This window comes from Paenibacillus sp. HGH0039 (assembly GCF_000411255.1).
GTDB lineage: Bacteria > Bacillota > Bacilli > Paenibacillales > NBRC-103111 > Paenibacillus_F.
The window spans coordinates 1,829,590-1,855,826 of sequence record NZ_KE150413.1 but is presented as its reverse complement, the minus strand read 5'-3'; the positions used below and the strand labels follow the sequence as shown (position 1 = coordinate 1,855,826).

General features: G+C 53.9%; 17 protein-coding genes. 1 reads left to right on the top strand and 16 read right to left on the bottom strand.

Annotated features, from left to right (window positions below):
- The 5 genes from gyrA to HMPREF1207_RS22890 are packed head-to-tail and all read right to left on the bottom strand — an operon-like array spanning position 1 to position 7,308.
- Positions 1-2,463, bottom strand: coding sequence for a DNA gyrase subunit A (gene gyrA / locus HMPREF1207_RS22910; protein ID WP_009675530.1), 2,463 nt, complete (start codon positions 2,461-2,463; stop codon positions 1-3).
- A 24-nt stretch (positions 2,464-2,487) separates the two neighbouring features.
- Entirely contained in the window at positions 2,488-4,461 is a 1,974-nt protein-coding gene (gene parE / locus HMPREF1207_RS22905) for a DNA topoisomerase IV subunit B (RefSeq protein WP_009675625.1), read from the bottom strand.
- 48 nt (positions 4,462-4,509) lie between these two features.
- On the bottom strand, positions 4,510-5,502 hold the full coding sequence (locus HMPREF1207_RS22900) for an ABC transporter permease (protein WP_009675515.1): 993 nt from the start codon (positions 5,500-5,502) through the stop codon (positions 4,510-4,512).
- Positions 5,495-6,502, bottom strand: a complete 1,008-nt coding sequence (locus HMPREF1207_RS22895; RefSeq protein ID WP_170318698.1) for an ABC transporter ATP-binding protein — start codon at positions 6,500-6,502, stop codon at positions 5,495-5,497. Before HMPREF1207_RS22895 ends, HMPREF1207_RS22900 begins: the two co-directional genes overlap by 8 nt.
- The gene (locus HMPREF1207_RS22890) at positions 6,499-7,308 is read right to left on the bottom strand and encodes a GDSL-type esterase/lipase family protein (RefSeq protein WP_009675526.1); all 810 of its coding nucleotides are present in this window, start codon (positions 7,306-7,308) and stop codon (positions 6,499-6,501) included. Before HMPREF1207_RS22890 ends, HMPREF1207_RS22895 begins: the two co-directional genes overlap by 4 nt.
- A gap of 259 nt (positions 7,309-7,567) precedes the next feature.
- On the opposite strand from HMPREF1207_RS22890, the gene HMPREF1207_RS22885 reads away from it, so the two are divergent.
- Complete coding sequence (locus tag HMPREF1207_RS22885; RefSeq protein WP_009675639.1) at positions 7,568-8,251, top strand: hypothetical protein; 684 nt, start codon at positions 7,568-7,570, stop codon at positions 8,249-8,251.
- 66 nt (positions 8,252-8,317) lie between these two features.
- Here the strand turns inward: HMPREF1207_RS22885 and HMPREF1207_RS22880 are convergent, their stop codons facing one another.
- The 11 genes from HMPREF1207_RS22880 to leuC all read right to left on the bottom strand — a co-directional run bounded on the left by HMPREF1207_RS22880 (position 8,318) and on the right by leuC (position 26,111).
- Positions 8,318-9,454: an acyltransferase gene (locus tag HMPREF1207_RS22880; protein ID WP_009675569.1), complete on the bottom strand. Its 1,137-nt coding sequence runs from the start codon at positions 9,452-9,454 to the stop codon at positions 8,318-8,320.
- Between the two features lie 191 nt (positions 9,455-9,645).
- Positions 9,646-11,496 (bottom strand): ABC transporter ATP-binding protein, encoded by a 1,851-nt coding sequence (locus tag HMPREF1207_RS22875; protein WP_009675551.1) that lies wholly within the window; start codon positions 11,494-11,496, stop codon positions 9,646-9,648.
- Positions 11,489-13,273, bottom strand: a complete 1,785-nt coding sequence (locus tag HMPREF1207_RS22870; RefSeq protein ID WP_009675616.1) for an ABC transporter ATP-binding protein — start codon at positions 13,271-13,273, stop codon at positions 11,489-11,491. Before HMPREF1207_RS22870 ends, HMPREF1207_RS22875 begins: the two co-directional genes overlap by 8 nt.
- Positions 13,274-13,901: 628 nt before the next feature.
- A complete protein-coding gene (locus tag HMPREF1207_RS22860) occupies positions 13,902-17,681 on the bottom strand; it encodes a dynamin family protein (RefSeq protein WP_009675637.1) in 3,780 nt (1,259 codons plus the stop codon).
- Positions 17,682-17,880: 199 nt separating this feature from the next.
- Positions 17,881-18,159: a hypothetical protein gene (locus HMPREF1207_RS22855; protein WP_009675599.1), complete on the bottom strand. Its 279-nt coding sequence runs from the start codon at positions 18,157-18,159 to the stop codon at positions 17,881-17,883.
- Positions 18,160-18,188: 29 nt separating this feature from the next.
- Positions 18,189-18,848, bottom strand: a complete 660-nt coding sequence (nth, locus tag HMPREF1207_RS22850) for an endonuclease III (RefSeq protein ID WP_016424000.1) — start codon at positions 18,846-18,848, stop codon at positions 18,189-18,191.
- A gap of 154 nt (positions 18,849-19,002) precedes the next feature.
- Complete coding sequence (locus HMPREF1207_RS22845) at positions 19,003-21,690, bottom strand: S-layer homology domain-containing protein (protein ID WP_009675475.1); 2,688 nt, start codon at positions 21,688-21,690, stop codon at positions 19,003-19,005.
- A gap of 38 nt (positions 21,691-21,728) precedes the next feature.
- The gene (locus tag HMPREF1207_RS22840; RefSeq protein WP_009675537.1) at positions 21,729-22,313 is read right to left on the bottom strand and encodes a GerMN domain-containing protein; all 585 of its coding nucleotides are present in this window, start codon (positions 22,311-22,313) and stop codon (positions 21,729-21,731) included.
- 21 nt (positions 22,314-22,334) lie between these two features.
- Entirely contained in the window at positions 22,335-23,747 is a 1,413-nt protein-coding gene (locus HMPREF1207_RS22835; protein WP_231392127.1) for an N-acetylmuramoyl-L-alanine amidase family protein, read from the bottom strand.
- Positions 23,748-24,045: 298 nt separating this feature from the next.
- On the bottom strand, positions 24,046-24,654 hold the full coding sequence (leuD, locus tag HMPREF1207_RS22830) for a 3-isopropylmalate dehydratase small subunit (RefSeq protein WP_009675598.1): 609 nt from the start codon (positions 24,652-24,654) through the stop codon (positions 24,046-24,048).
- Between the two features lie 35 nt (positions 24,655-24,689).
- Entirely contained in the window at positions 24,690-26,111 is a 1,422-nt protein-coding gene (gene leuC / locus HMPREF1207_RS22825) for a 3-isopropylmalate dehydratase large subunit (protein ID WP_009675600.1), read from the bottom strand.
- Between the last annotated feature and the right edge of the window lie 126 nt (positions 26,112-26,237).

The following is a 26,237-nucleotide window of genomic DNA, read 5'->3' as shown; positions in this document are numbered from 1 at the left end:
TCACGCGTTCGGCGGACGTTTATCCAGGCTTGCGTTCTTAACAAGGGCGGCAATCCTTTCGCCTTTGGAAACCGGCACAAGCTGCTTTCCAATCGATTTACGGTCATCAAGCGGGGCCTGGTTGGTTTTGAAGACAGTTTTCTCTCCGCTGCTGTTCCAGGCAGTGATTTCGTAGTCCTGTTTGAAATAGAACATGCCGACCAGCTCGCTGCCGTTAGATTTCACGCGCTTGCCTTCCTTAAATTCAAACGTGCCGATCCCTTTGCCTCCGCGTCCCTGCAGCGGGTAATCCACCAGCAGTGTACGTTTGGCATAGCCGAGATCGGAGATAACGAGCACCTCGCCCTCATCTCCGTATACCCAATCCGCCGCAACCACTTCATCGCCTTCCCGCAGCTGAAGCCCGCGGACTCCCGCCGCGGCGCGCCCCATCGGGTTGACTTCCTCCTCGCGGAAACGGATGCTCATCCCCTGCTTCGTCGCCAGCATGATATCCTTCGTTCCGTCGCTAAGCTGGACATGCAGGATCTCGTCGCCGGCTCCTACTTTGCAAGCGACAATGCCGCTGGAGCGGTTCGTGTAATACTCCTTTAGGTCGGTCCGTTTGACCTGCCCTTTACGGGTAATGAAGACGAGCGATTTGCCTTCTTCGTTAAAATCTTTCACGGGGATCATGTCCACGATCCGGTCATCTTTCGCAATCGGAATAATGTTCACGATAGCGGTGCCGTTATCTTTCCATTTGTACTCCGGAATGAGATGGACGGGAAGAAGGAAATACTGCCCCTTGTTTGTGAAAATGAGCAGGCTTTCGATCGTGTTGACTTCCTTCAGATGACGGAGATAGTCGCCTTCCTTAAGTCCTGTGTTGTCGACCGCGCCGCCCGATCTTGTATAAGAGAGCATGCTTGTCCGTTTAATATACCCTTCGTTGGACAGCGTAACGAGAACATCCTCCGGCGTCACCATCACTTCCAGGTTAACCTTGATTTCCTCAACCTCGTTCTGGATATCCGATCGGCGCTCAATGCCGTACTTTGTGCGGATTTCGTTTATTTCGTCCTTGATCACGCCGAGTAGCTTCTTCATGCTTCCCAGAATGCCGCGCAGATGATTAATCGTCTTCTGCACGTCTTTCAGTTCTTTTTCCAGCGAAGTAATTTCCAGGTTCGTCAGCCTGTATAGCTGGAGTACCAGAATCGCATCGGCCTGGCGCTCCGTGAAACCAAACTGGGTGACGAGATTTTTCTGGGCATCGAGACGGTTTTTGGACGCTTTGATGGCCGCGATGACTTCGTCCAGAATGTTCAGCGCCTTGACAAGCCCTTCCAGGACATGCGCACGGTCTTCCGCCCTCTCAAGATCGTACTGGGAGCGGAACGTGACAACTTCCTTCTGGTGCTCAATGTAGGCCGACAGCATGTCTTTCAAACCGAGCTGCTTCGGCGTCTTGTTCACGATGGCCACCATATTGAAATTATAGGTGACCTGGAGATCGGTCTTTTTCAGCAGATAAGCCAGAATCCCCTGGGCGTCGGCTTCCTTCTTAAGCTCCACGACGATGCGCATGCCGTCTCTTCCGCTTTCGTCGCGGACTTCGGCAATGCCTTCGACTTTTTTCTCCAGACGGATATTTTCAATGGCGGTAACCAGTCTCGACTTCACGACTTGGTACGGAATTTCCGTCACCACAATCTGCTGCCGGCCCGCTTTGAGGTCCTGAATCTCCGTCTTGGAACGGACGTAAATGCGGCCCTTGCCCGTATTGTACGCGTCCCGGATGCCTTCCTCGCCCATGATGATGCCCCCCGTCGGAAAATCGGGGCCTTTCATATGACGCATCAGCTCTTCCAGGCCGATGTCCGGCGCATCGATCAGCGCGGTACACGCATCGATAACTTCACGCAGGTTATGCGGCGGAATCTCTGTCGCGAATCCGGACGATATCCCGCTTACACCGTTAACCAGCAGGTTCGGATAGCGGGAAGGAAGAACAACGGGTTCTTTGGTCGTATTGTCGAAATTATCTTTGAAAAGCACGGTCCGCTTCTCGATATCGCGAAGCAGTTCCATCGCAATGGGCGATAGCCTTGCTTCGGTATACCGCATAGCGGCGGCCGGATCGTCGTCGATCGAACCCCAGTTGCCGTGGCCGTCGACGAGCACGTGACCCATTTTCCAAGGCTGCGCCATGCGCACCATACCCTCGTAAATAGGGCTGTCCCCGTGAGGGTGATAGTTACCCATGACATCCCCGACCGTCTTCGCCGACTTCCGGTACGGTTTGTCCGGAGTATTCCCGGAATCGTACATGGCATACAAGATGCGGCGCTGCACGGGCTTCAGTCCGTCACGGACATCGGGAATCGCCCGGTCTTGAATAATATATTTAGAGTAGCGGCCGAACCGGTCCCCTACTACTTCCTCCAGAAACGCGGGTAAAAACTGTTCCAAACTGCTCAACTCGGTTCACCTCTAGACGTTCAGTCACTCTTCGGATTCAGTAAAGTCTACATTTTCGATAATCCATCGTTTACGCGGATCGACTTTGTCGCCCATCAGCGTCGATACCCGGCGCTCCGCCTTGGCCGCGTCCTCAATCTGCACTTGCAGCAAAGTGCGGCTTCCCGGGTCCATCGTCGTTTCCCACAACTGGTTCGGGTTCATTTCTCCCAGTCCTTTATAGCGCTGCAGTTCGATGCCTTTGCCCAGCTCCTTATGGAGCGCCTGCAGTTGATCATCGGTCCAAGCGTAGTGGACCGCACTGTTTTTGCCTGCTTTCTTGGTCACTTTAAAAAGCGGCGGCTGCGCGATATAGACTTTGCCGTTATCTATTAAAGGTTTCATGTACCGGTAGAAAAACGTCAGGAGCAGCACCTGAATATGGGCGCCGTCCGTATCGGCATCGGTCATGATAATGATTTTGCCGTAGTTGCTCTCCTCGAGGGCAAATTCGGAGCCGACTCCCGCGCCGATAGTCGCGATGATCGCCCTATATTCGTCGTTCTTGAGAATATCGGCGAGCTTCGCTTTCTCCGGGTTGAGCGGCTTCCCTTTCAGGGGCAGAATCGCCTGATGCTTCGAATCGCGGCCCTGCTTCGCGGAGCCTCCCGCGGAATCGCCTTCCACGATGAACAACTCGTTGCGGGCGTAATCTTTCGACTGCGCCGGCGTCAGCTTGCCTCCGAGATTGGAGCTTTCGCTGCGGCCTTTCTTGCCGCTGCGCACTTCCTCGCGCGCTTTGCGGGCCGCTTCACGGGCCTTGGCCGACTGGATCGCTTTTTTCAGCATGCTCTGGGCGATTTGCGGGTTTTCCTCCAGGAATACGGCCATTTTCTCCGACACGATAGCGTCTACGGCGCTTCTCGCCGATGCGCTGCCGAGCTGGTCTTTCGTCTGGCCGACGAATTCGACCTCGCCCATCTTGATGTTGATTACCGCCATCATGCCTTCCCGCAGGTCGGTTCCGTCGAGATTTTTTTCTTTTTCCTTCAAAATGGCGGTTTTGCGGGCATATTCGTTCATCGCCCGCGTATAGGCGATTTTAAAGCCGGTTTCATGGGTCCCGCCGCCGCGTGTCGGAATCGAGTTCACGAACGAAGCGATCGTTTCCGTGTAGCCGTCGTTATACTGGAGCGCGACTTCCACCTCGATGTCGTCCTTCTCGGATGCGAAGTGGATCACGTCGTGCATGACCGATTTGCCCTCGTTGAGGAACTTGACGAACTCGCTCGCTCCGCCGTCGTATTTGAACGTTTCGGCCTGGTCCGTGCGCTCGTCTTTCAGAATAACCTCCAGCCCGGAGTTCAGAAAAGCGATTTCCTGAAGCCGTTCGGCGAGGGTATCGTAGCTGATCGCAATGCCGTTCTGGAAAACGCGGCGGTCCGGCTTGAAGGTAACGCGCGTACCTGTTTTGTTCGTGGTCCCCGTCACCTCTAGTCCGGTTCTCGGTTCCCCTACGTGCTCCACGCCCTTCTTGTCGATCCAATATTCGAAACGCTGTTTATGTATCTTGCCGTCTCGAAAGATCGTGACTTCCAGCCACTCGGACAGAGCGTTCGTTACGGAAGCGCCGACGCCGTGAAGGCCGCCGGACTTCTTGTACCCGCCGCCGCCGAATTTTCCTCCGGCATGAAGAATCGTAAATACAACCTGCGGCGTCGGTATGCCGGTCTTGTGCATGCCGGTCGGGATGCCCCGGCCGTTATCCTGTACGGTGACGGATCCGTCTTTATGAAGCGTCACGTCAATTTTGGAACCATGCTTCGCGAGGTGTTCATCGACCGCGTTATCGACGATTTCCCAAACCAGATGATGCAGTCCCGAAGTACTTGTGCTGCCGATGTACATGCCCGGCCTTTTGCGGACAGCCGTCAGCCCCTCCAGTACCTGAATCGCATCGGCATCGTATTCCGCCGGCTGGTTCGGTTGATTCGTCATCATCTCTAGCTGCTCGGTCATCGAAGCGCCTCCTTCTTTCCTTTTTCCATTCCCGAACGGGTTCATACGTTAATTTAAAATATCTTTACGGGTAAATACCCCAAACGAAACAAAAAGTGAGATCACAGCCCAGACCGACAGAACGGCCAGCGAAAACCCGAGGCTCATGCCTTTAATCGGAGGCAGCGCGCCCGTCATGTAATCGGTCAGCTTCAGATTCACCATAAACAAATACTTGGCCGCTTCCCAAGAGGATACCATATTAGTCAGAATCGTGCCGGAAATAAGCACGGCCAGCATAATTCCCATTCCGGCCGCCGTCGAACGGATGAGCACGGATAACATCAGGGAAAGAATGGCGACCACTATGCCGACAAACCAGACAAGTCCGGTTTCCATCAGCAGGTATTTCCACTGGTCGATGGCATGGACCCCGCTAAGATCCACATCTCCTCCGCTCGTCTTGAAGCCGACAAACACCGGCATGTTCCATCCCCCGTACCCGAAAACGAGCCCGGATATGAGATAACTGAGCGCAGCGGTTGACAAAACAACGAGCGAAACGAACAGGATCAGCGTGATCAACTTGCTCATTAGGATTTTCCATCGCTTTACGGGTCTTGTCAACAACAATTTGATGGTGCCGCCCGAATGCTCGGATGAAATGATATCCGCCGCGATGACCATAATGATGAGCGGAATGAACAGCGAGATGGAGTTATTCAGAAATTCTCTGGTGAAAGTGACACCGTTGGGCGATTGCGGATTAATATCATGATCCAGATAATACTGGGATATTTTTATTTGTGCCCGCCTGAACTCTTTCCATTCCTCCGGAACGCGGGCGGAGCTGAGACTCCGCTGGTAATCCACGATTTTCTGACGTTCCGAAGCTCTCCAATCCGTCGTACCGAATTGCTTGATTGTATTCTGGGAGACACGCATCTGTGCATAAGTAAACATGGGAATGAGAGCGAGCAGGATCAGGATGACCACGAGAAAACGCCGTTTTTTAACCATTTTGATGCTTTCGTTCTGGACTAGCGCCGCCAAGTTACCCAATTTTCTCACCCTCCGTCAGACTCAGGAACAGATCCTCCAGTGTCGGATGTTTCATTTCGATAGCGTAGATCCGGATTCCTGCATCCACCAGACCGCGATTTATTTCCGGAATCCGCTCTTCGCTCAACTGCGTCACAATCGTTCCCGCCCTTTCCCCTGCATGAAGCGAAGATAATACGGCAGGCTCGTCTTCCTCAGCTAACAGCTCTTCTCGGCGGCCGAGCACCGTGACTCCCTGCTGCCTGCCCAGCCATGCTTCCGCTTCGTCAACCGGATCAACGGACCAGAGAACCGTACTGCCGGACTGCACGATCAGCTCGTCCACTTCCCCGACCGCAATCACCTGTCCTTTGCTGATAATGGCGACGCGGTCGCAGAGCTGCTGAATTTCGCTGAGCAGGTGGCTGGATACGAACAGGCTCAGCCCGCCTTTGGCAAGTTTGCGGATAAAAATCCGCATCTCCTTGATTCCTTGCGGGTCCAAGCCGTTGGTCGGCTCGTCCAGAATGAGCAGCTTGGGCCTTGCCAGAAGAGCCTGGGCGATCCCGAGACGCTGGCGCATGCCGAGCGAGTAGGTTTTCACCTTATCGTGGATGCGCGCATCCATTCCTACCAGCTCGACGACTTCCTTGATCCTCTCCTCGCCGGTATCGGGGAGCATCCGCGCGAAGTGCTCCAGGTTCTCCCAGCCCGTCAAATAGCCGTAAAGTTCAGGATTCTCCACGATACAGCCTACGTACCGCATCGCTTCGTTGTGCTGCTTCTGGACATCGAAGCCGCAGATCGTCACTACTCCCGAAGACGGCTTAATGAGATCCACGAGCATCCGGATCGTCGTCGTTTTGCCGGAGCCGTTGGGCCCCAGAAATCCGAAAATTTCGCCGCCGTACACATCGAATGAAATGCCCTTGATAATTTCCTTGCCGCGGATGCTTTTTCGGACATCCCTCACAGACAGCACCAGTTCCCGGTCACCAGCCACAGTTACTCCCCCTGTCATTTCAAAATTTGCGCCATCCGGCTTGCGATCCGCTCGTACCCGTCCTGATTCGGATGAAAATGATCCGTAAACAAATATTTGTTCAAATTCTGTTCGAACAAATCGTAAGTGGGCACGAAAACGGCATTCGGAAACTTGTTCGTCAGCGCGAAAGCCCCGTCGTTAAACTTCTGCACGATCAGGGAACCGGCTTTCTTCGGATCGAGATCCAAAAAAGGATGATACAGCCCCACGTACATCACCTTTGCATCCGGATTCGCCTTGTTGATATTCGTCAGAATCTTGTCGAGATTCGCAAGAGTAGGCTCAACGCGTTTGGCAGCCGCTTCCGGATTGAAACCCTGGTCATTGTTCGTGAAAATGTCGCTGCCGCTCTGGAAGATATCGTTGCCGCCTATCGTAAGCAAAATAAGATCCGCCTGCTTCAGCGCATCTGTCGTCTTCTTGCCGTCCCATTCCTTAAGCAGCGCATCGGTGGTGGCGCCGGGAATAGCCAGATTATTCAGCACGTAAACGGGTTTGCCTGTCTGTTCCTCCAGCTTTTCCCGGAATCGTCCCACATATCCTTTGCCCGTACCGTCTCCGGTTCCCGCCGTAAGCGAATCGCCCAGGGATACGAGCTGAATTTTATTTTTCCGGTCCAGTTCGTTCACGGCCGGCGTTTCTTTCGGAGCCGCTGTCAACTGCCCCCCGCCGGAACCCGGAGACAGGACATCCTTGACCGCATATCCGAAGCCTCCGGCAAACAGAAGCGTGGAAATCAGGCCGGTCGTGCCGACAACAAACCATAACGTTCGCGATTTCATAGGTAAAGAGGCCTCCTCGTCTTGTCCGTTTGTTCCTACTTAAAAGAGTATCCGTTCGTTCGTCTATTTGCAAATGGGGGAGCGGACAGGATCAAGCTGCGAACTGACGTGATTTCTCTATTATAGAACACACGTTCCCTGATTTCAAAGGATATTTCAATCCTTCATGAACTATCCCTGGCAATGTTTTGAAATATATGGTAATTTGATAAAGGTTTATTTCGTTTTTTATGTCTGATAGTAAAGGAAGAACCCATTTATGCGTCTCGTAAAAGTACGGAACCGATTGACGGGCTTGTTGATGCTTGCTTTGTTGGCAAGCGGCTGCTCCGCTCCAACTGTTTCGCCTCCGTCCGAAAGCCCTTCCCCGTCCCCTTATGCAGCAGGCCCGGAACAATTGATTGTGGAGCCGACCGATCTTTTCGCGGGAGACGCCGCCAAATTCAGCCCTTTCCTCGGCAGCTATGCGGGCAGTGTAATTGTGCGCTACAAAGGCGTCAAAAAGCAGTTGAGTATTTCCTACAAGGTATGGGAAAACGGGAAGACATCCGAGACTCTGGTCTCTCAAATTTCGCTGCCTATGGGAGGCAGTAATGGAGATACGCAAAAGGACTACAACGGAGAGTTCATCGTTTCGGTTCATGAGGTTACAGACAATAAAGATGCGGACGTCCTTCAATCCTATACCGTCACGGCCAGCCTTAAAGACTCGGGAGGCTCTTCGACTTCAAGCTTTAACGTACCCGTGAACCGCAAGCACTTTACCCAGTCCCATCTGTTAAAGCTCTATGAGAAAATTGCGATTCCCGACTCCACCCCGACTGCCGTCTGGGGATTTGCGGCTTCGAACGCCGATGCCGTCACGTTTACTTCCGGAAAATCGCCGGAGGAGGAAGCCTCAAAAGCGCCCTACGCTTTTGTGATGTACCTTACCCTGGAATAAGCGCGTCACGCTCACGCCGGAAAAAGAAAATCACGCCCGTTTGGACGTGATTTTCTTGACCAGACCCTAGCCGTTCATCGGAACGCTGCCGGGCGAGGCTGGTTTGCTTTTGCCAGGCTTTAATGCGCGTGCCGCTTTGCGGTACAGAACGGCGGCCAGCAGCGAGCCTAGCAAAGCGCTCAGGAAGCTGAGCAGCACATATAGATTGTAAGCCGCCATACCGCCCGGCGCGGAAATTTTCAGCTTAAACGCCGTTAGAATCAGCGGATGCATCAAATAAATGCCGAACGAGTAGGAGCCGAGCGGCAGCAGCCATTTCGCGGCGGCCGGCAGTTTGTCCAGCAGCCATTTGCCGGCTCCGAGCAGGACCACCGAGATAGAAGTCGCGTAGAACAGCATGGCGATCACATACCAGGTATTCTCGAACATCCGGTTATCGTACCGGTTAAGCAGGAACATCTCCACGTACGTTCCGCCGGACACCAGCATAACGAGCAGGGCCCACGATACGACGCTTTTCATTTTTTGACGGAAGAAATCGTAATACAGTCCTATAAACCCGCCCGTCAGGAAGAAACTGAAATAGGTCGGCGCCAGCGAAGGGAAATGATCGATAACCGCTACCAAATGGTTATAGGAATAGAAGCCCAACTGGATCAAAATACCGAGCGGAACCATCGAAAGACGGAACCATTTATACTTGGCGAGGAACATCAGCACCGGAAAAATCACATAAAACTGCAGGATAATGATCATAAAATAAAGATGATACCCCGTATCCGCCCACTGGATGTCCCCCAGAAACTCCCTCGCATCCAGCTCTACGGGCTGTCCGGAAATCCAGGGGTTGTATATATAATAAAAAAGAGACCAGATCAGATAAGGGACGACAACGCTCCATAACCGGCGTTTGTAAAATTGGACGGCCGTCTTCACGTTCCAGCTTCCCGAATACCGGTAGAACAGGACAAGTCCGCTGATCAGAATGAAGACAGGTACCGCAAATTGGCAGGCGCGATTAAGGGTGAACAAAATGATCTGGGACAAACTTCCCTCGTCCGGAACGACCTGCCCTTCCCACGGATACACGGCCGCTTCGGTTGTCGAGTGGATGAGTACGACGGCCATAATGGCTGCAGCACGCACGATGTCCATTTCAAAAATTTTCAGTTTACTCGTTTTTGTAGTTATCTGGCGGTTCAAACAAATCCTCCTTCACTCGTGTTCCATCCAATTAATTACCCTATCATGATTTGCCCCTTTCTGTCGAGAGAGAACGGTTAACATTCTTTCCCTCCAGCAGCTTTCGCCGGTATGGCTCATCCATTCTTACCCTCAAACAAAAAGAACTCCCGGAGGAGTTCCCTTGATTCATCTTCATGCATGCAGGCCCGTTAAATCGCATCCTGCAAAAATTTATATTGAGCCTGAATCAGCCCGTAATAAATGCCCTGATGCCTCATCAGCTCATCGTGATCGCCGGTTTCCATAATTGTCCCGTGATCGAGAACGATAATCTTATCCGCACCGCGGATCGTGGACAACCGGTGGGCCACCATGAAGGAAGTTCGGCCTTTTAAGAGCGTTTTTAACGCTTCCTGGATACGCAGCTCCGTCTCGGTGTCGATGCTTGCGGTTGCTTCGTCCAGAATGAGGATAGCAGGGTCCGCGAGCAGCGCCCGGGCAAACGAGATCAGCTGCCGCTGCCCCATCGAGAGCGCGTTCCCCCGTTCCTGAACCTCCGTATCGTAGCCGAAGGGCAGCTTCAGGATGAAATCATGCGCATGAACCGCTTTGGCGGCCGCTTCGACCTCTTCATCCGTCGCGTCGAGCCGCCCGAAACGGATATTGTCGCGGATCGTTCCCGAGAAAATGAACGTATCCTGCAGGACGATCCCAATCTGGGACCGCAGACTTTGCAGCTTAACATCGCGTATATCCTTCCCGTCAATACGTACGCAGCCTTCCGTCGGATCATAGAAGCGGCAGAGCAGGTTAATGATGGTGCTCTTGCCCGAACCCGTATGACCGACAAGAGCAATGCTCTGCCCCGGCTGAACGTCCACATTGATATGGTTCAGGGCGGTCCGGCCTTTCTCATATTCGAATACGATATTCTCGAAGCTGACCTGCCCCCGGATCGGCGGAAGTTCGGCAGCGTTTTCTTTCTCGCCGACGGTCGGCTGCTCATCCATAAATTCAAAGATGCGCTCGGCCGAAGCCATGGCCACGAGAAGCTGCGAATACATTTGGACCATCCGGTTGATCGGCTCCCAGAAGTTCCCGATGTAGCTTGCGAAAGCAACCAGGAGACCGACCGTAATTTCCCCGGACTGAATCAGGCTCGCTCCGTACCAGAACAGGATAAAATACCCGATCGCGCCCGTAATCTCAATGATCGGCCCGAAGCTCTGGTTCAGCTTGGAAGCACGGTTCCACGCCTGTTTGTTGTCCTCGTTCATCTGTTCGAAGAAGCGGATATTTTCCTTCTCCTGCGTATATGCCTGCGTGACCCGGATTCCCTGAATACACTCGTTGAGATGGGCGTTCAGACGGGACTGCTTGATATTAACCGTCTGCCACGAGCGTCTGACCCGTTTGCGAAGCTGGGACGAAACGATAAACATGAGCGGAACCGTAATAATAATCGCGGCTCCCAGTTTGAAGTTGATCGTCAGCAGAATAATCACGATCCCGACAAGCTGGACACAGTCGATCATCATGTTGACGACACCGTTCGTGAACAAATCCTGAAGAGAGTTCACGTAGTTCGTTACACGCACGAGCACCGAGCCCGCCGGCCGCTTATCGAAAAATTCGAAGGACAGCCGCTGAATGTGCCGGAACAGGTCGTGCCTGAGGTCGTAAATCACGCGTTGGCCGATTACACTCGTATACTTGATGCGGTATTTATTCGCCAGCCACTGGACGATGTACACCCCGAGCATTAAAGCGACCATGCCGAATAAAAATTTAGCGTCCCCGCCGACATGAAGCGACGAATCGATCGTCGTACTGATGATAAGCGGGATCGACAGCTTCGTTACCGCTCCGACGATCATCATGACGATTACGATCGGAATAATCTGCTTGCTGTAAGGTTTCATGTAAACGGCAAGTCGTTTAAACTGCCCCCAGTCAAACGATTTCTCTAACATCTCGTCGTCTTGGTAGACGAATCGTTCGCCGCTCCCGGCTCCTTGGCCGTTCACTTTCTCTTCGGACTGCCGCTGCCGGTTACTCATGGACTGCCGCCCTCCTTTGCTGCGCATCCGCTGCTCCCGCGACATCGGGATGATCCGAATATTGGATGCGGTACGTTTCCAGATAAGGGCCTTCTTGGCGGATCAGCTCCGAGTGAGTCCCTCTTTGTACGACGCGCCCTTTATCCAGCACGATAATTTCGTCGGCGTGTTTGAGTGAAGAAATACGATGGGCGATAATAAACGTTGTCCTGCCCCGCATCACTTCCTTGAATCCCGCCTGGATTTCCTGTTCCGTCTCCATATCGACCGCGCTGGTCGCATCGTCCAGAATAAGAATTTTAGGATCTTTAATCAGAGCGCGAGCGATGGCGATTCTCTGTTTTTGTCCGCCCGAGAGGCCCATTCCCCGCTCACCCACGACCGTGTCGTAGCCAAGGGGCATCTCCATAATAAAATCATGCGCTTTCACAAGCTTGGCGGCGCGGATAATCTCGTCCATCGTAACGTCTTTGCGCCCGTACGCGATGTTGCCCTTGATCGTCGAGGAGAACAAGAACGTTTCCTGGAAAACCGTCGCGATCTGGCCTCGGAGACTTTCCAGCCGGATGTCTTTAATATCCATTCCGTCCAGTGTGATTTGTCCGGTTTTCACGTTGTATGCCCGCATGAGCAGGGAAATAATCGTCGATTTCCCGGACCCCGTTCCGCCCAGAAAACCGATGACGGTTCCGGGAGGCGCGTTCAGACTGAGATCATGGATAGCGGCCTCCGCATCCGGATAAGCGAAAGTCACCCGGTCGAAGGAAACATGCCCTTTTACGGTATCGGGGTTCAGTTCGACTGCATGCTCCCCGTCCTTCACATGAACGTACTGATGGAGAATTTCGAGAATTTTCTCACCCGACGCTTTGGATTGCGTATAGTTATTAATGTGAAATCCGATTCCCCACATCGGCCCGATGATATACCAGACGAGGCTGAAAAAAGCGACGAGTTCTCCCACGGACAGCGATCCGAGGATCACCATGTAACCGCCCACACCGAGCAGAATAACGGCACTCAGGTTCGCGATCAGCTCCATCACCGGGAAATACTTGGACCAGATCTCCGAGGTAATGACGTTGTTCGCCCGGTATTCCTCGTTGCGGAGCGTAAATTTCTCGACTTCGTAAGGTTCGCGGGCAAAAGATTTTACCGTCCGCACCCCTGTGATATTTTCCTGCACAGCCGTCGTCATATTGCTCATGGAAGCCCGGAGCGAACGAAAGGCCGGATGGATTTTTCCTTCAAAACGAATGGCCGCAAAAGCCAGAAAAGGCATCGTCAGCATCGTCAGAAGCGTCAGTTTCCAGCTGATCGAGAACATCATGACCATTCCGAAAAGGACCATCAAAAACACGTTCAGAATTTGCGCGAAACCGAAGCCGATGAAATTCCGGATCGCTTCAAGATCGGCCGTAAGACGAGACATCAGATCCCCGGTTCGGGCTTTGTCGTAGTACTGGAAAGACAAGTACTGGAGCTTCTCGTACATCGCTTCCCGCATGTTATACGCGACCCGGTTGCCGAGCCGCCCCCCGCTGAACCCGTGCAGAAACTGGAACAGCGCTTTCACCGCAATCACCCCTACTACGAATAGAGCGAGTGCAGGGACCTGATCGTAGCGCTTCACCGCGATAACGTCATCAATGAGATAACGCAGCAGGTTCGGGTACACAAGGCCTAAGGCCGTCGTGCAGATCAAGCAAAAAATAGAAGCGAAAAGCAGCTTCCGTTCGGGCCAATAAAACCGTTTGAGCCCCTTAAAGACTTCCATAGCATCCTCCTGGACATGGGCCAAGTTCACCGAATTTTGAGCAAGGCTTTACCTAGCAAACCTTAATGAATCTTAACACCATCCCCGTAGGGCGGCAACGAGTGGAAAGAGGCTGAATTCCCCTTAACCCTTCATTTGTTCACGATTTAGACACCTGAGAGTTGCTATCCTTGTAAATCATCAAATTTCCCATCAATGAAAGCGGTATCATAACAAACCTAACTAAACCCGGATTTTTCTCTAATTCGTCTTTAAATGCGTGCCGTTCCTTCTCCTTTTTGCTGTAAAAAAAGAAAGACCTTCACCCGAAATTCGGTGAAGGTCTTTTTCTCTTACGACATGGCCGAGGCGGACCGAAGACGGGGCAGAAGCTCTCTGACCGCCCAATGCGCCTCCCTCAAGGCCGGTTTGCCTGCTTGCGATACAGCACGGCCGGAAAAACCCTGCCTAGAGAAGGAAAGGACGGCCGTCGCAGTCGTACACCCCGTAACGCCCGGCCCGGCGTATCCGGACAAACCGGCCTCCTCCGTTCCCTGAAAGAGCAGAGCCGCGCTGAGGCAGGGCTCCATTAAACAGTTGCCTGCTTCAATCGATAGCAGCCAAAGACGCCGGGCGATCCCGTTTCCTGTTAATGCCCGGCTGAAGCTTCTCCGCTCCGCGTCGGAATCCATTTGGCGAGTTCGTCGCGCTTCGAAGCCAGCACGCCGACGTCCGTCCGCATTTGGAGCGCGTCTCTCATGCCTTCCAGATGCTCGCGGTAGCTCTCAAGATGTCTTTCTTCCAGCACCGCGAACGTATCCGACAGATGTCCCGCATACAATTCCTTCAGCATAGCTACGGCGCTTTCTACGAACCGAGCGACCGGATCGTTCAGTCTGCCTTCAAGCTCCGCCCTCAGCTTGCTTTTTCCTTCGCCCTCGAAGAAATACTTGGCGTTCTTGAAATGAGCGGCAAGCACTTTGTCCGTTACATCGGGAGCTTCCAGAGGCAGCTTGTTATCCGGCGTGTCGAAAGAAACGGATTCGTACGCTTCGAATTCGTAGCTTTCCAGCAGTTTGCGGAGTCCGGTTCCCCACGATTCGTAAGTCCCTTTCGCAAGCCTGTTCAGAAACTGCTCGATCCGCAGACTGGTCGCCAGCACTTCCTGCTGAAGATCGAATTCGATCATCCGAAGGAGGTCGCGCCAGCTTTCGCGCAGGGCGGCTTTGGGGTCCCCGCCCCCTTCCCGGAAGGAAGCCGGGTTGAAGGAGGCGTTATACAGCTCGCCGAACCGGTACATCGTCCGCTGCTTCACGTAATAGAGCAGCTCCTGGATTTCCTTGGCCAGTTCGCGCTGCACAGGCGCAGGGTCCGTATCCTTCAGGAGACGGACGGCCGCTTCCTCTGCACGCTCCAGCGCCTGTAAACGCGCTTTGCGAGCTTCTTCCCCCTGCTGCGCACCTTCGATACGCTCCTGGAGAACATGCAGCGCCCGTTCAAGCTCCTGGTCGGCGGAGCGCAGCGAAATATCCGTCAGCTCCTCCAGCGTGAAGCGGATAAAGTCCTGTTCGAACGGAACAATGCCGGAAGCCTCCAGCTTTTTGCCGTCCCCGGACAGCTTCCCTTCGGCGGCCAGATGGCTCGACACCGGGTAAATCCTCGGATGACGGATTCCGTGCTGGAGCAGGTTCGTTTCAATGTGACGGACAACGCCCTGCAGCTCTTCCTCGCTTGCGGCCAAATCCGCGGCATTGACGAGAAAGAACATTTTATCCAGTTCAAAGCTGTCTTTAACCCTTCCGAGCTGCAGCAAAAACTCACGGTCCGCCTGGGAAAAGGCATGGTTATAGTAGGTCACGAACAAAATCGCGTCCGCGTTCTTGATATAGTCGAAAGCGACGCCCGTGTGGCGCGCATTGATCGAATCCGCTCCCGGCGTGTCCACGAACACGATTCCCTGCTCCGTGAGCGGCGTGGAATAATGCAGCTCGATGTACTCGACGAAGCACGACTTGGATTCTTCCGCCACATAGCCGGCGAATGCATCCTCTCCGACTCTCTGCTGCGTTCCGAGAAGCGGGGCGGCATCGGGCCAGCCTTTGGCAACCGCTTTGAGGAACGTAAAGTGCGGCTTGCCCTTGGCCGTCACGCTTTCCGGGGTAAGCCCCCGGATCGCGGCCAGCGCCTCTTCCATGGCGGATGCCCGGACGCCCAGCACATCCAGGGAGAACAGAACGTCCTGGAGCATCACTTCCGCCGACTTCATCTGCACCTTGGCCGTTCCATGCGGCCAATCGGCCGTAGGCGGCACGATTTTGTTAATCGCCGCCGTCGTCGGATTCGGCGACACGGGCAGTACGCGCTTGCCGATCAGCGCGTTGGTGAAGGACGACTTGCCGGCGCTGAAAGCGCCGAACAAGGCGACGGTGAACGTCTTATGCCGCAGACGTTCGGCCTTCTCGCGCAGGGAGCGCACAATCGATCTCATCGACGGCATATCGCCGAGGAGATCCGCCGCTGCCGCGAGATCCTGCGCGCGGCGCTCCGCGCGCTTCGCGCCGAGCTGCAGCCCGCCCGCGGCCGCTTCCGTGGCGCCGGAGGCGTCGGAGGCGCCCGCCGGGGCTGCGGACGCTCCGACAGCCGGAGCGTTATGCGGCGCAGAGGCCGTACCGCTTTCCCCGTCCGCGAGGCTGTCGCGATCCCCCGGCGCGGTATGCGCCGCACGCAGGATCGTCTCCATCTCGGACGTGTGCAGTACACCGCTTACCGCGGCCTCTTCACCGCGGTAAGCGGCAAGATCCGGCAGCTCGTACGCCTTCGCGTGCGGCCAGGAGGCCAGCGCACGCAGAGACTCCTCGCGGGCCGCCTCCTCGCGCTCGAAGCGATTCAGCTCGCGCAGGGCGCCGAGCCGCTCTTCCAGCTGCCGCAGATCGGGCGCCAGCTCGGAATCGAGCCGGACCGAGCAGCTGCCGGCAAGGCCGGCAAGCCGGTCGATCATCGCGAGCGCTGAGCGGCGCGCGGCCGTTTTCAGCTCCGCGGCCGTCTGGCGCATATACGTCATCGTGTATTCGTTTCCGAACACGGCTTCCGTGTTGACCTGCGAAGCAAGCCACGGAGACGTGACTTCCACGCTGAACGCGTCGATATCGGCCAGCAGTTTCTCGTCGGTCATGCCAATGCCGCTGTATGCTCTGCGAAGCGCATCCCTCAGATGCCAGTCCATCTGGGCGTGAACCTGCTCGGTGTAATCCTCGCGGAATACGTCCAGACGCCGCTCCACCTCCGCGGCCGTCTTTGCGGCCGCTCCGAAGAAGCCGACCTTGAAGCCCGGCTTCCGGCTGAGCAAATATTCATGCGCTTTGTCGCGGGTTAGCGCGGGTGTTACATTCGCATTGTCGATGATCGCTGCAATCTCTTTCCTCAGCGAGTCCGTCAGCTGGCCGGGCAGCGACTGCGCTTCGTTCAGGCGGCGTGTCAGCTCCTCGTACTCGGCCAGTACTCCTGCCGACTCCTCTTCGTCCACACGCTCGCGCAGAACCGCTTTCTGCGGCTCGCTTTGCTCCCTCAGCCACTGGATATGCTCGCCGATCAGATGATCCGCCGCCGCGTCCACACTCGCTTCGCGAAGCTCCAACTGCATGCCGATCAATCGGGACAGCAGCCATTTGAGCTTGCCGGACTCGTTGCGGGGATGGTCCGGCTGCTTCATCGTCACGAAGAACATTCCGTCCGGGTAAATGCCCCAGCTGCGGAATGCTTCCAGTGCGCTTTCTTTGTACGTGTCGAAAGAAAGCTCCTCTTCCCGGTGTTTATCGATTTGGTTCACGATCAGATAAAGCGGCTTGCCCCGCTCTTTCATCTGTTTCGTGAAGGCCAGGTTTACTTCCGATTGAACATGGTTATAGTCCATGACATAGAAAACCGCATCGGCCAGATGCAGCGCCGACTCCGTAGCCATGTGGTGAGCCCCGTCCGTGGAATCGATTCCGGGAGTATCCAGAAGCACGGCGTGCTCCCCGAGAAAAGGCAGCGGATACGAAATACGAACTTCCTCGATATCCGTCCCGTTAACGCAGTAAGCGTCCAGTTCGCTCAGCGGAATCCGACGTATTCTCGCCTCTTCCTCGCCTTCACTCCTCTGAACGACTTCCGCCCCTTCTTCCCCGCTCTCGATGCTTACGATATTCGCGCTCGTCGGAATCGGGCTGGAAGGCAGAAGCCGGTGCCCGCATAACGTATTGATCAATGTGGATTTGCCCGCCGAGAAATGTCCGCAGAACGCGAGGACGGTTTTCTCGCCGCCGAGCTTGTCTTCCAGTTGAATCAGCTTGCGTACCCGCGCGCCGTCGCCGGCCACCTTCATTTCTTCCCGAAGGCGGTCGAATGCGCGGAGAACCTCGTCCTTTCTTTGCTCCATAAGTACATTCATTGAGTTTCTAATCTCCTTCTAATCTCCCATGCCATTGATATCGGTTTAAGTGTAATCCCGGGTGTTCCGGAAGTCAATTTCTGTTTATACGCAAAAACCCGTCCGTCGCGCACGGAAAACAACGCCTAAATATCGGCGTGTCCCTGGCGGACAGACGGGTAACCTGCTTGGAAGCCCGGTTGGAGCGGAGCTGAGCGGTTTAGGAAACCACTGCGCTCTCTTTTTCTTCCGGAAGGAAGATTTCAAAAACGTCGCCGTGTTGAAGGATGGTAATGTCGCCTTCTTTCACTTTCATGACAACCACTTCCGGTTTCGTTCTCATTTTTTCGAGATAGTTCTCAGGCACTTCGCCGGATTCGCTGACGATAACGCCTTGAATTTCTTTTTCTTCATTTTCGGAGAGCGGTGTGTTCATGATTGTCTCGTACAAATCGGAAAATAGTTCAAAATCTTTCGTGTAAACAGCTATGCATTTCATTTCTACTCATCCCTCACTACACATTCTTTTTAACTAGTTTTGCTTACTTTCTTGATTTTCATACGTTTTTTTCCTTCCGGGCAGATATCAAGCAGCGGACAAATATCGCATTTCGGCGACTGCGCCTTGCAGTGGTACCTTCCGAAAAAAATAAGCCGGTGATGCGTCAAGGTCCATTCCTCGCGAGGCACTTTTCGCATCAATTTCTTCTCGACTTCGAGTACGGAGTCGTCTTTGCCCGCCAGCCCAAGCCGCTTCGACACCCGCTCCACGTGAGTATCGACGGCGATTGCGGGGACCCCGAAAGCATTGGAGACGACTACGTTAGCCGTTTTACGGCCTACACCGGGCAGTTCAACCAGTTGTTCGTGCGTGGTCGGAATCTGGCCGTCGTAGCGTTCGAGAACGAGTTGACACAGCTTCTGAATGTTCTTCGCCTTGTTGCGGTACAAACCGATGCGTCGGATGTCCTGCTCAAGCTCCTCCAGAGGGACGGCTAAATAATCTTCCGGCGTCTTATATTTTTGAAACAGCGTCTGGGTGACTTTATTCACGGTTTCATCTGTACACTGGGCGGAAAGAAGCACCGCAATGGTTAACTCGAACGGATTCGAATGGTTCAATTCGCAGTGCGCGTCTGGAAACATTTCACCAATCGTGTCCAAAATGTGCCTTACCTTCTGATTCATGAGTACCTCTTCTTCAATTCCCCGTTTTCCTTTTACAAGTGTAGCGGAATGTTTGTCAGGTTGCAATGGAAGGATGCAAACAAATGCGAACATTTTTCAAAAAGTTTTGGACAAAGAAAAAACCGCCCTCACGGAGAGGACGGTCAGGCAATCCTTACTTTTCCATTTCGATGATTTTGTTATCTACGATGTAAACCGTTACCGTCTCCCCTTTGTTGAAAGAGGAAGCGGTGAGGGTTTCGGAGCCTTTGTGATAGTAGGCGCTGCGGTGGATATTGTAGCGCTCGGTAGAGCCGTTCGCATCGAACTGGATTTGGTTCACCGCGTACTCGTAGCTGTTGAACGTCTTGGTCATCGCAGCGGCTAACTGTACGTTGATTTTTCCGTTCGACTGCTTAATCACTTGGACGCGATCTCCGGCTTTTATCGCATTCAGGCCGATCAGGGTTGTCCCGTTCTTAATCAATGCATCCGTGCCGATGGTGTACAGCTGGATTTTGCCCGTAGGCTCCTGTATGGTCAGCGTGCCGTTAACGGAATCCACATTCGTCACTTTTCCGCGGGACGGGGCTACAATCTCCGCTCTCACAACGCTTCCGCCTTTATACGTCACGTACAGATAGTCATCCGGCAAAATGTCCGTGGCTGTCGCCGACGTACCGTCGCTTTTGACAATCTTGGTGTCTTTCAGCGTAAACGTTATTCCGTTGTTAAGCTCGTCCACGGCCGTAACCTGCTGGGAGCTGTTTACATACTGAACCTTCACGAGCGTGGAACGGTCGACGACTACTTTCGTTACGCCAACCTGATTATAATCGAGGGATGCCGTTACCAGATCCCCGATTTTAAGATCCGCGAGGGTTGCGCCGCTTTTGTTCGGAATTTCTACGGCCGGCGAGTACATTTTGAATGTAAACGACTGTCCGTTGTTCGCACGAATCGACATTTCGTTAGCTACCGTGTTGATTTGCGTGATCGTGCCGCTGACGTCAAGGGAAAGCTGAATCGCGGTCACCTTGTTCTTCGATACTTTCAGGTCGACTTTCTTGCCCTCCGTGAAGAGAGAAGCGAAACCCGGATAGTTCTTAAACGACATCGACGTTCCGCCGTACGTAACGACCGTATTATCCGAGATCGTGTACGCACCCGGCGTCCCGTCCGCATGCTGAACGTTCAACTGATTGTATTTCGAATCGAAACGGATAAACGTAGCGAACAAAAGATTGGAAATCGAGCGGTTCGTCACGGTGATTTTCACGATCTGGTCGTTCGCGATGTCCATCGACAGCTCGTCATTCTCATCCAGGTCATACAGGCTTGGCGAGCCTACGCCGTCGATCACCACTTGTACGTTGGCGGATAGTTTGCCGGCGCCGAAGCTGCCGTCCGTTTCCTTGTAGAAGATACCCGTTTTATCCCCGCTCAGGCTGGAGAAGGTACCTTTAACCGTTTTGCTGACGCCGGTTCTTGTTTTGATTTTGACCTGCGTGATTTGGCTGTTCTCAATCGTGTAGGAGATGGCGTCTCCCGCTTTGATCGCGGTTTTGTCCACGAGGCGGTTATCCGCATCTACGATCGTCGGATTTTTGGCCAGCGTGTAAGACTCCGATTGTCCGCTCGTCAAGTCCACAACCGCTACGGTGTCCCCGTTCACGCTCTGAACCGTACCTTCGGACGTTTTGTTCACGGGCACTTCACGGACGACGACTTGGCCGTATTCCTTGCTTCCCGTGATGGAGTTGCGGCGGAGTTCCAGCTTGCTGCCCACGACGAGCGAAGACAGGCTGATTTCCTGGCCTTTGGCATCAAGCACCAAAGCTCCGCTGCCGATTTCGTACGCTTCGAAATTGTCCAGCGTAAGTTTGCGGTCCTTCACGTTAAGCAGCGTACCCGTAATCTTCTCGGAGCGGTCTTCGTCTTTGAGGACCTCGGCGTAATAAGCCGTTCCTCCCTGTTGGACGAGGGAAACCTGGTACGTGTACTTAAGCTCCGAAGAATTGATCGGATTGTCGTTCTTGTTTCCGTAGAAAACGGACTCCGGCGTCAATTTGTAAGAAGTGGTTTTCCCCTTCTCGTCGAAGATGCTGATTTTATCCGCGCTGACATGATTCACGTAACCGCGAACGACGTGGGTCGACAAGTTCTTGCTGTGACGCTCGGCCCGGCTGAGGAACGTAGCCATCTGGGCGCGGGTGACTTCCCCTTTCGGACGGAAGGTTCCGTCCTCGAAGCCGTCTACGATTCCCAGAACGGTTGCCGCGCTAATGTAAGGCTTAGCCCAACCGGAAATGTTCTTCAGATCGGTAAACGCCGGTGTGTCGTCCGTGAGACCGTTAGCCGTTTCCTGCTGTCCGATCGCCCGGATCGTCAGCTTCGCCACCCATTCGCGGGAAGCGGGCTTGCTGCCCCAGTTTTTCGAGCCGTCCTTTTCTTCATCCACGGAAATCAGCTTCTTCTCAATCGCGGCCGCTACATATTTCTGGGCGTAAGTGTCCACTTTCAGCGGGAGATTGTAAGACGTATTCTCACTGATGCTGGATTCAAGTCCCAGTGTGCGGACGGCCATAATAATGACATCCTGCTGGGAGACGGAAGCTTCCGGACGGTAATTGCCTTTCTCATCGCCCTCAACAATGCCTTCAAGCGCGAGTTTAGTAATATGTCTCAGAGCCCAGTGAGTGTTCACCACGTCCGGAAAATTCTTTTTAAGCTCCGCTGCAAGGGTAGCTTGTGTCGATGTCGAAGTGTCGGTCGTCTTGTTGTCCGCATAAGCCGGACTTAAAGAAATGCTGGAGGCGATCAAAGCGCCTGCCAGCAACATTGCGGTTTTATTCGTTTTCATACTTGCCCGTGTTCTCCTCTCGATTGCACGTTCTCTCTTTATTTGCGTTTAATCGGGTAAGGCAGATCCATATGGCCCATCAGGGATTCCACCTGTCCGCCGTCTTTCGTAATGTAGATGGCTTTCACTTCCGGGAACTGGAACACCGTTTTCTTCAGGGCATCCAGGAAAAACTGTTCCCCGCCGGAGCCGAGCTGTGCGCCTTCGCCCAATTTCAGGTCGAGCTTGAGCTCGTCCTTCTCGAACTTAACCGACTGGAACGTCACGTCTTTAAAAAGCGGTACGGCTTGGGCATCGTCGCTTTTCTTCAAAGCTTCCAGGGCCGATTTATACTTGTCCCCTTCGGTTTTATAAGAAATTTTGACGTTCTTCTCTACCAGCTTCGTAAGATCGGGATCGCTGTAATAAGCTTTAATCTCAGTTTGTTTAGCCTCCGGTGAAGGAGATGGTGACGGCTTTACGGAAGTAGTCGGCTCAGGTGAAGGGCTGACGGTTTGCACCGGCGCCGGTGTGGAACCTCCGTTATTGCTTGCCAGAGGCTGCTGCTTCTGGCCGCAGCCTGAAGCGACCGCCAACACCAGAGAGCCTACCACGATTCCCTGTACCCATAGTTTTTTCTTCATGCTACACCCACTCCTTGCTTATTACGAAATCTTCAAATACTCTTTGATGGCAGCTACGAAAGAGGCCGCGACTTTGTCCTGGAAAGCGGACGTGTACATAAGGGCTTCCTCCTGCGCGTTGGACAAAAATCCGACTTCGGCAAGCGCTGCCGGCATCTTCGTTTCTCTTACGACGTGGAGATCGCCTTCTTTTACTCCCCGGTTCTTAAACCCGGTCGCTTCCAGCAAGTGCTTCTGAACGACGTTCGCGAAGGCTTTGCTGTCCGCACGCTCGTAATAGAAGGTTTCGGTACCGCCGGCTGTCGGAGTCGCCTTGTTCGCGTGGATCGAAAGGAACAGGTCGGCATCCAGGTTATTGGCAAATTCGGAACGGCCTTTCAGTGTGACAAAAGTGTCCGTGGAACGTGTCATATAGGTCTGGATGTTCGGTTCTTGCTCCAGCAGCTTCGCTACTTTATTCGCTACGGCCAGTACAAAATCCTTTTCTTTCTTATTGGTCAGGGAAACCGCGCCTGAATCGGTTCCGCCGTGACCGGCGTCGATAACGACTTTGTATTTGGTTTTACCCGGTTCCGGAGCTTTCAAAACTCCAACGAGCAGGTTGGCCTGTCCCGCTGCGGCACTGATCGCAAGATCCGCTTTCGCTTTCATGTCAAGCGTAATTCTTACGGTAGCCGGATCGTTGTTGAAATTCGAAAATCTTACCTTCTCCACCATCGGATGCAGGGAAGGGACTTCTCCGACATTGCTGACGAGTTTGGCGGCGAGCGAAGCGTCAAGCTCCGTACCCGGCAGATCGATGACGATCCGGTCCGGCGAGGTAAGCTTGAATACGTTCGCCTGGGGAGATTTCTTGTCCGTTCCGACCAAAAGCTGATCCTTGGTCAGTTGGATCGTTTTCACAAGCACCTTATCCGATACCTGGCCGGGATTCGGCGGTGGCGTCGGCGTCGGAGTCGGCGTTGTGGGCGGTGTTCCCGCACCGGAGCCTTGTCCGCTCTTCGGGAAAATTTGTACTGTGCTGGTTTCTTGAACCCATTTGAAATCGTAGCCGATTTTCTGTCCGACGAACCTAACGGGAACGAGCACATTGCCCTTCACGTTCATCGGGGCGACCTCAAGTTGTTCAGCCCTGCTTCCGTTGACGACCGGAATGCGGTCACCGACTGTAAGCTGGATCTTCATGCTGTCACGAACAATAGTCGCGGTCTGCTTCGACTGATCCCAGGTCACCTTGGCGCCGAGTTTCTCGAAAATTTGCCGAATCGGAACCAACACATTACCATCCACGTTGAGCGGGTCCACTTCGGTTGTCAACGTCTTGCCGTCCAGCACGATTTTAGCGGTTGGGGGGGACGTTGCACCGAAAGCCAATGAGGGCAGGAGCAGAGCGATCATGAGCAGCGTGGCGACAGTGGACCAAAGTTTCATCATACACCTCTTACACTTATTTTTCAGCGTTCGTCTCTTCTCGCCGAGTTGTCCGCCTCATCTCTATTCTACCAAATTATGCTACGGTCGGACAACGAGAGCATAGATTCGACGGCGCCGAACATAGAGTTAGACGCAGGTTTAATGCCAAAAGTTGCACTATTTCGCCTAATAACCTTGTATATCGGCTTTTTTGAGGTAGTTTGATAGATTTAAAGAGATATATTGGAAAAGGGAAAAACGGCGAAAAACCGTTCCCTGTGGAAGGGAACGGCTATTGGAAAAGAGGCGGACACGCCTTTTACAGATTCAGTGCAAGGCGTTCTTGATGCTGCGCTTCGTAAGCGGAAATTTTATCCGCGTGCTGCAGCGTCAGCCCGATATCGTCAAGCCCTTGAAGAAGGAATTGACGGCGGTGCTCGTCAAGATCGAAATCAATTTTCAGACCGTGGTCGTCGGTCAGCGTCTTGTTCTCCAAATCGACATTGAGCTTGTAACCCTCGTGTTTCGCCGTGCGCTGGAACAATTCTTCCACCTGTTCTTCGCTCAGCTTAATCGGCAGAATGCCGTTTTTGAAGCAGTTGTTGTAGAAAATATCCGCGTAAGAAGGCGCGATGACGACTTTGAAGCCGTAATCGAGAATCGCCCATGGCGCATGTTCACGGGAAGATCCGCAGCCGAAGTTAGCGCGCGAAATGAGCACGGATGCTCCCTGGTAACGCGGCTTATTCAGATCAAAGGTCGGGATCACCTGGCCGTCCTCGGTGAATCTCCACTCGAAGAACAGAAATTGTCCGAAGCCGGTGCGCTCGATACGTTTCAAGAATTGTTTAGGGATGATGGCGTCTGTATCTACGTTGACACGGTCAACCGGTCCGACGAGTCCGGTGTGTTGTTTGAATGCTTCCATGATTGAATTCCTCGCTTCCTGTTATCTCGTTCTGGTTACGCTTCCTGCGGCACTTTGTACGTCCAGCCGCGCACGTCCGTGAAGCGGCCTTCGATCGCCGCTGCGGCGGCCATCTCCGGAGAAACAAGGTGCGTTCTGCCTCCGCGGCCCTGACGGCCTTCGAAGTTGCGGTTCGATGTGGATGCGCAGCGCTCTCCCGGGCTGAGAACGTCCGGATTCATGGCGAGGCACATGCTGCAGCCCGCATCGCGCCATTCGAAACCCGCATCGATAAAGATTTTATCGAGGCCTTCTTTCTCGGCCTGCAGCTTAACGCGGCCCGAACCGGGAACGACGATGGCGTTGACGTTCGCATTGACTTTGTAGCCGCTGGCCACGGCCGCTGCACGACGCAGATCCTCGATGCGGCCGTTCGTGCAGGAGCCGATGAATACGCGGTCGACGGTAAGCTCCGTCATCGGTGTGCCGGGCTCAAGACCCATATATTCAAGCGCCTTCTCGGCCGCTTTACGCTCGTTCTCCGTCGCCATTTCCTGCGGGTTAGGCACGCTGTTCGTGACGCCCGTGCCCATGCCCGGGCTTGTGCCCCAGGTAACCTGCGGCACGAGAGAAGCGGCGTCGAAATCAACGACGAGGTCGTAGGTCGCGCCTTCGTCCGTGGTCAGCAGCTTCCAGGCTTCGATCGCCTGGTCGAATGCCGCATCCTGCGGTACATACTGACGGCCGCGCAGGTATTCGAACGTCGTCTCGTCCGGAGCGATCAATCCCGCTCTCGCACCGGCCTCAATCGACATGTTGCAGACGGTCATGCGCTCTTCCATGGACAATCCGCGGATCGCCTCGCCCGTGTATTCGATGACGTATCCTGTCGCAAAGTCCGTTCCGTACTGGGCAATGATGCCCAGAATAAGATCCTTTGCGGTCACGCCTACGGGCAGGGCGCCGTTCACGCGGACTTCCAGCGTCTTCGGCTTCGCCTGCTGCAGCGTCTGGGTAGCAAGCACGTGCTCGACTTCGCTTGTGCCGATCCCGAACGCCAGGGCGCCGAAAGCACCGTGCGTGGACGTATGGCTGTCGCCGCAAACGATCGTCTTGCCCGGATGAGTCAAGCCGAGTTCAGGACCCATAACGTGGACAACGCCTTGATCCACATGGTTCAGGTCAAACAGGGTAACGCCGAAATCGCGGCAGTTCTGCGAAAGCGTGTCGATCTGCTGTTTGGAAATCGGGTCCTTGATGTTGAAACGGTCTTTTGTAGGCACGTTGTGGTCCATCGTGGCAAAAGTCAGCTCCGGACGGCGCACCGGGCGCCCGCTGAGACGGAGTCCTTCGAAAGCCTGCGGAGAAGTTACCTCATGTACGAGATGAAGATCGATGTACAGAATGCTCGGTTTTCCTTCTTCCTGGTAAATCACGTGGTTATTCCAAATTTTTTCGAATAATGTTTTTTTGCTCATGTCGCTCACCCCAGATAAAGATTCCGTTAATGAATTTGATAATCCTATGCTATCATTTCTTTCTTCATTGTTCCAAGATATAATAACTATAACCTTCATAGGTAAAACCAATAATCAGAGGAGCCT

What these genes read in the sequence shown, in the direction of transcription:
- HMPREF1207_RS22845 (WP_009675475.1), bottom strand. Translation starts at nt 21,690, where the DNA reads ATGAAAACGAATAAAACCGCAATGTTGCTGGCAGGCGCTTTGATCGCC.
- HMPREF1207_RS22885 (WP_009675639.1), top strand. Translation starts at nt 7,568, where the DNA reads ATGCGTCTCGTAAAAGTACGGAACCGATTGACGGGCTTGTTGATGCTT.
- HMPREF1207_RS22855 (WP_009675599.1), bottom strand. Translation starts at nt 18,159, where the DNA reads ATGAAATGCATAGCTGTTTACACGAAAGATTTTGAACTATTTTCCGAT.
- HMPREF1207_RS22870 (WP_009675616.1), bottom strand. Translation starts at nt 13,273, where the DNA reads ATGGAAGTCTTTAAGGGGCTCAAACGGTTTTATTGGCCCGAACGGAAG.
- HMPREF1207_RS22890 (WP_009675526.1), bottom strand. Translation starts at nt 7,308, where the DNA reads ATGAAATCGCGAACGTTATGGTTTGTTGTCGGCACGACCGGCCTGATT.
- HMPREF1207_RS22840 (WP_009675537.1), bottom strand. Translation starts at nt 22,313, where the DNA reads ATGAAGAAAAAACTATGGGTACAGGGAATCGTGGTAGGCTCTCTGGTG.
- leuC (WP_009675600.1), bottom strand. Translation starts at nt 26,111, where the DNA reads ATGAGCAAAAAAACATTATTCGAAAAAATTTGGAATAACCACGTGATT.
- parE (WP_009675625.1), bottom strand. Translation starts at nt 4,461, where the DNA reads ATGACCGAGCAGCTAGAGATGATGACGAATCAACCGAACCAGCCGGCG.
- HMPREF1207_RS22835 (WP_231392127.1), bottom strand. Translation starts at nt 23,747, where the DNA reads ATGATGAAACTTTGGTCCACTGTCGCCACGCTGCTCATGATCGCTCTG.
- HMPREF1207_RS22895 (WP_170318698.1), bottom strand. Translation starts at nt 6,502, where the DNA reads ATGACAGGGGGAGTAACTGTGGCTGGTGACCGGGAACTGGTGCTGTCT.
- HMPREF1207_RS22875 (WP_009675551.1), bottom strand. Translation starts at nt 11,496, where the DNA reads ATGAGTAACCGGCAGCGGCAGTCCGAAGAGAAAGTGAACGGCCAAGGA.
- leuD (WP_009675598.1), bottom strand. Translation starts at nt 24,654, where the DNA reads ATGGAAGCATTCAAACAACACACCGGACTCGTCGGACCGGTTGACCGT.
- nth (WP_016424000.1), bottom strand. Translation starts at nt 18,848, where the DNA reads ATGAATCAGAAGGTAAGGCACATTTTGGACACGATTGGTGAAATGTTT.
- HMPREF1207_RS22860 (WP_009675637.1), bottom strand. Translation starts at nt 17,681, where the DNA reads ATGAATGTACTTATGGAGCAAAGAAAGGACGAGGTTCTCCGCGCATTC.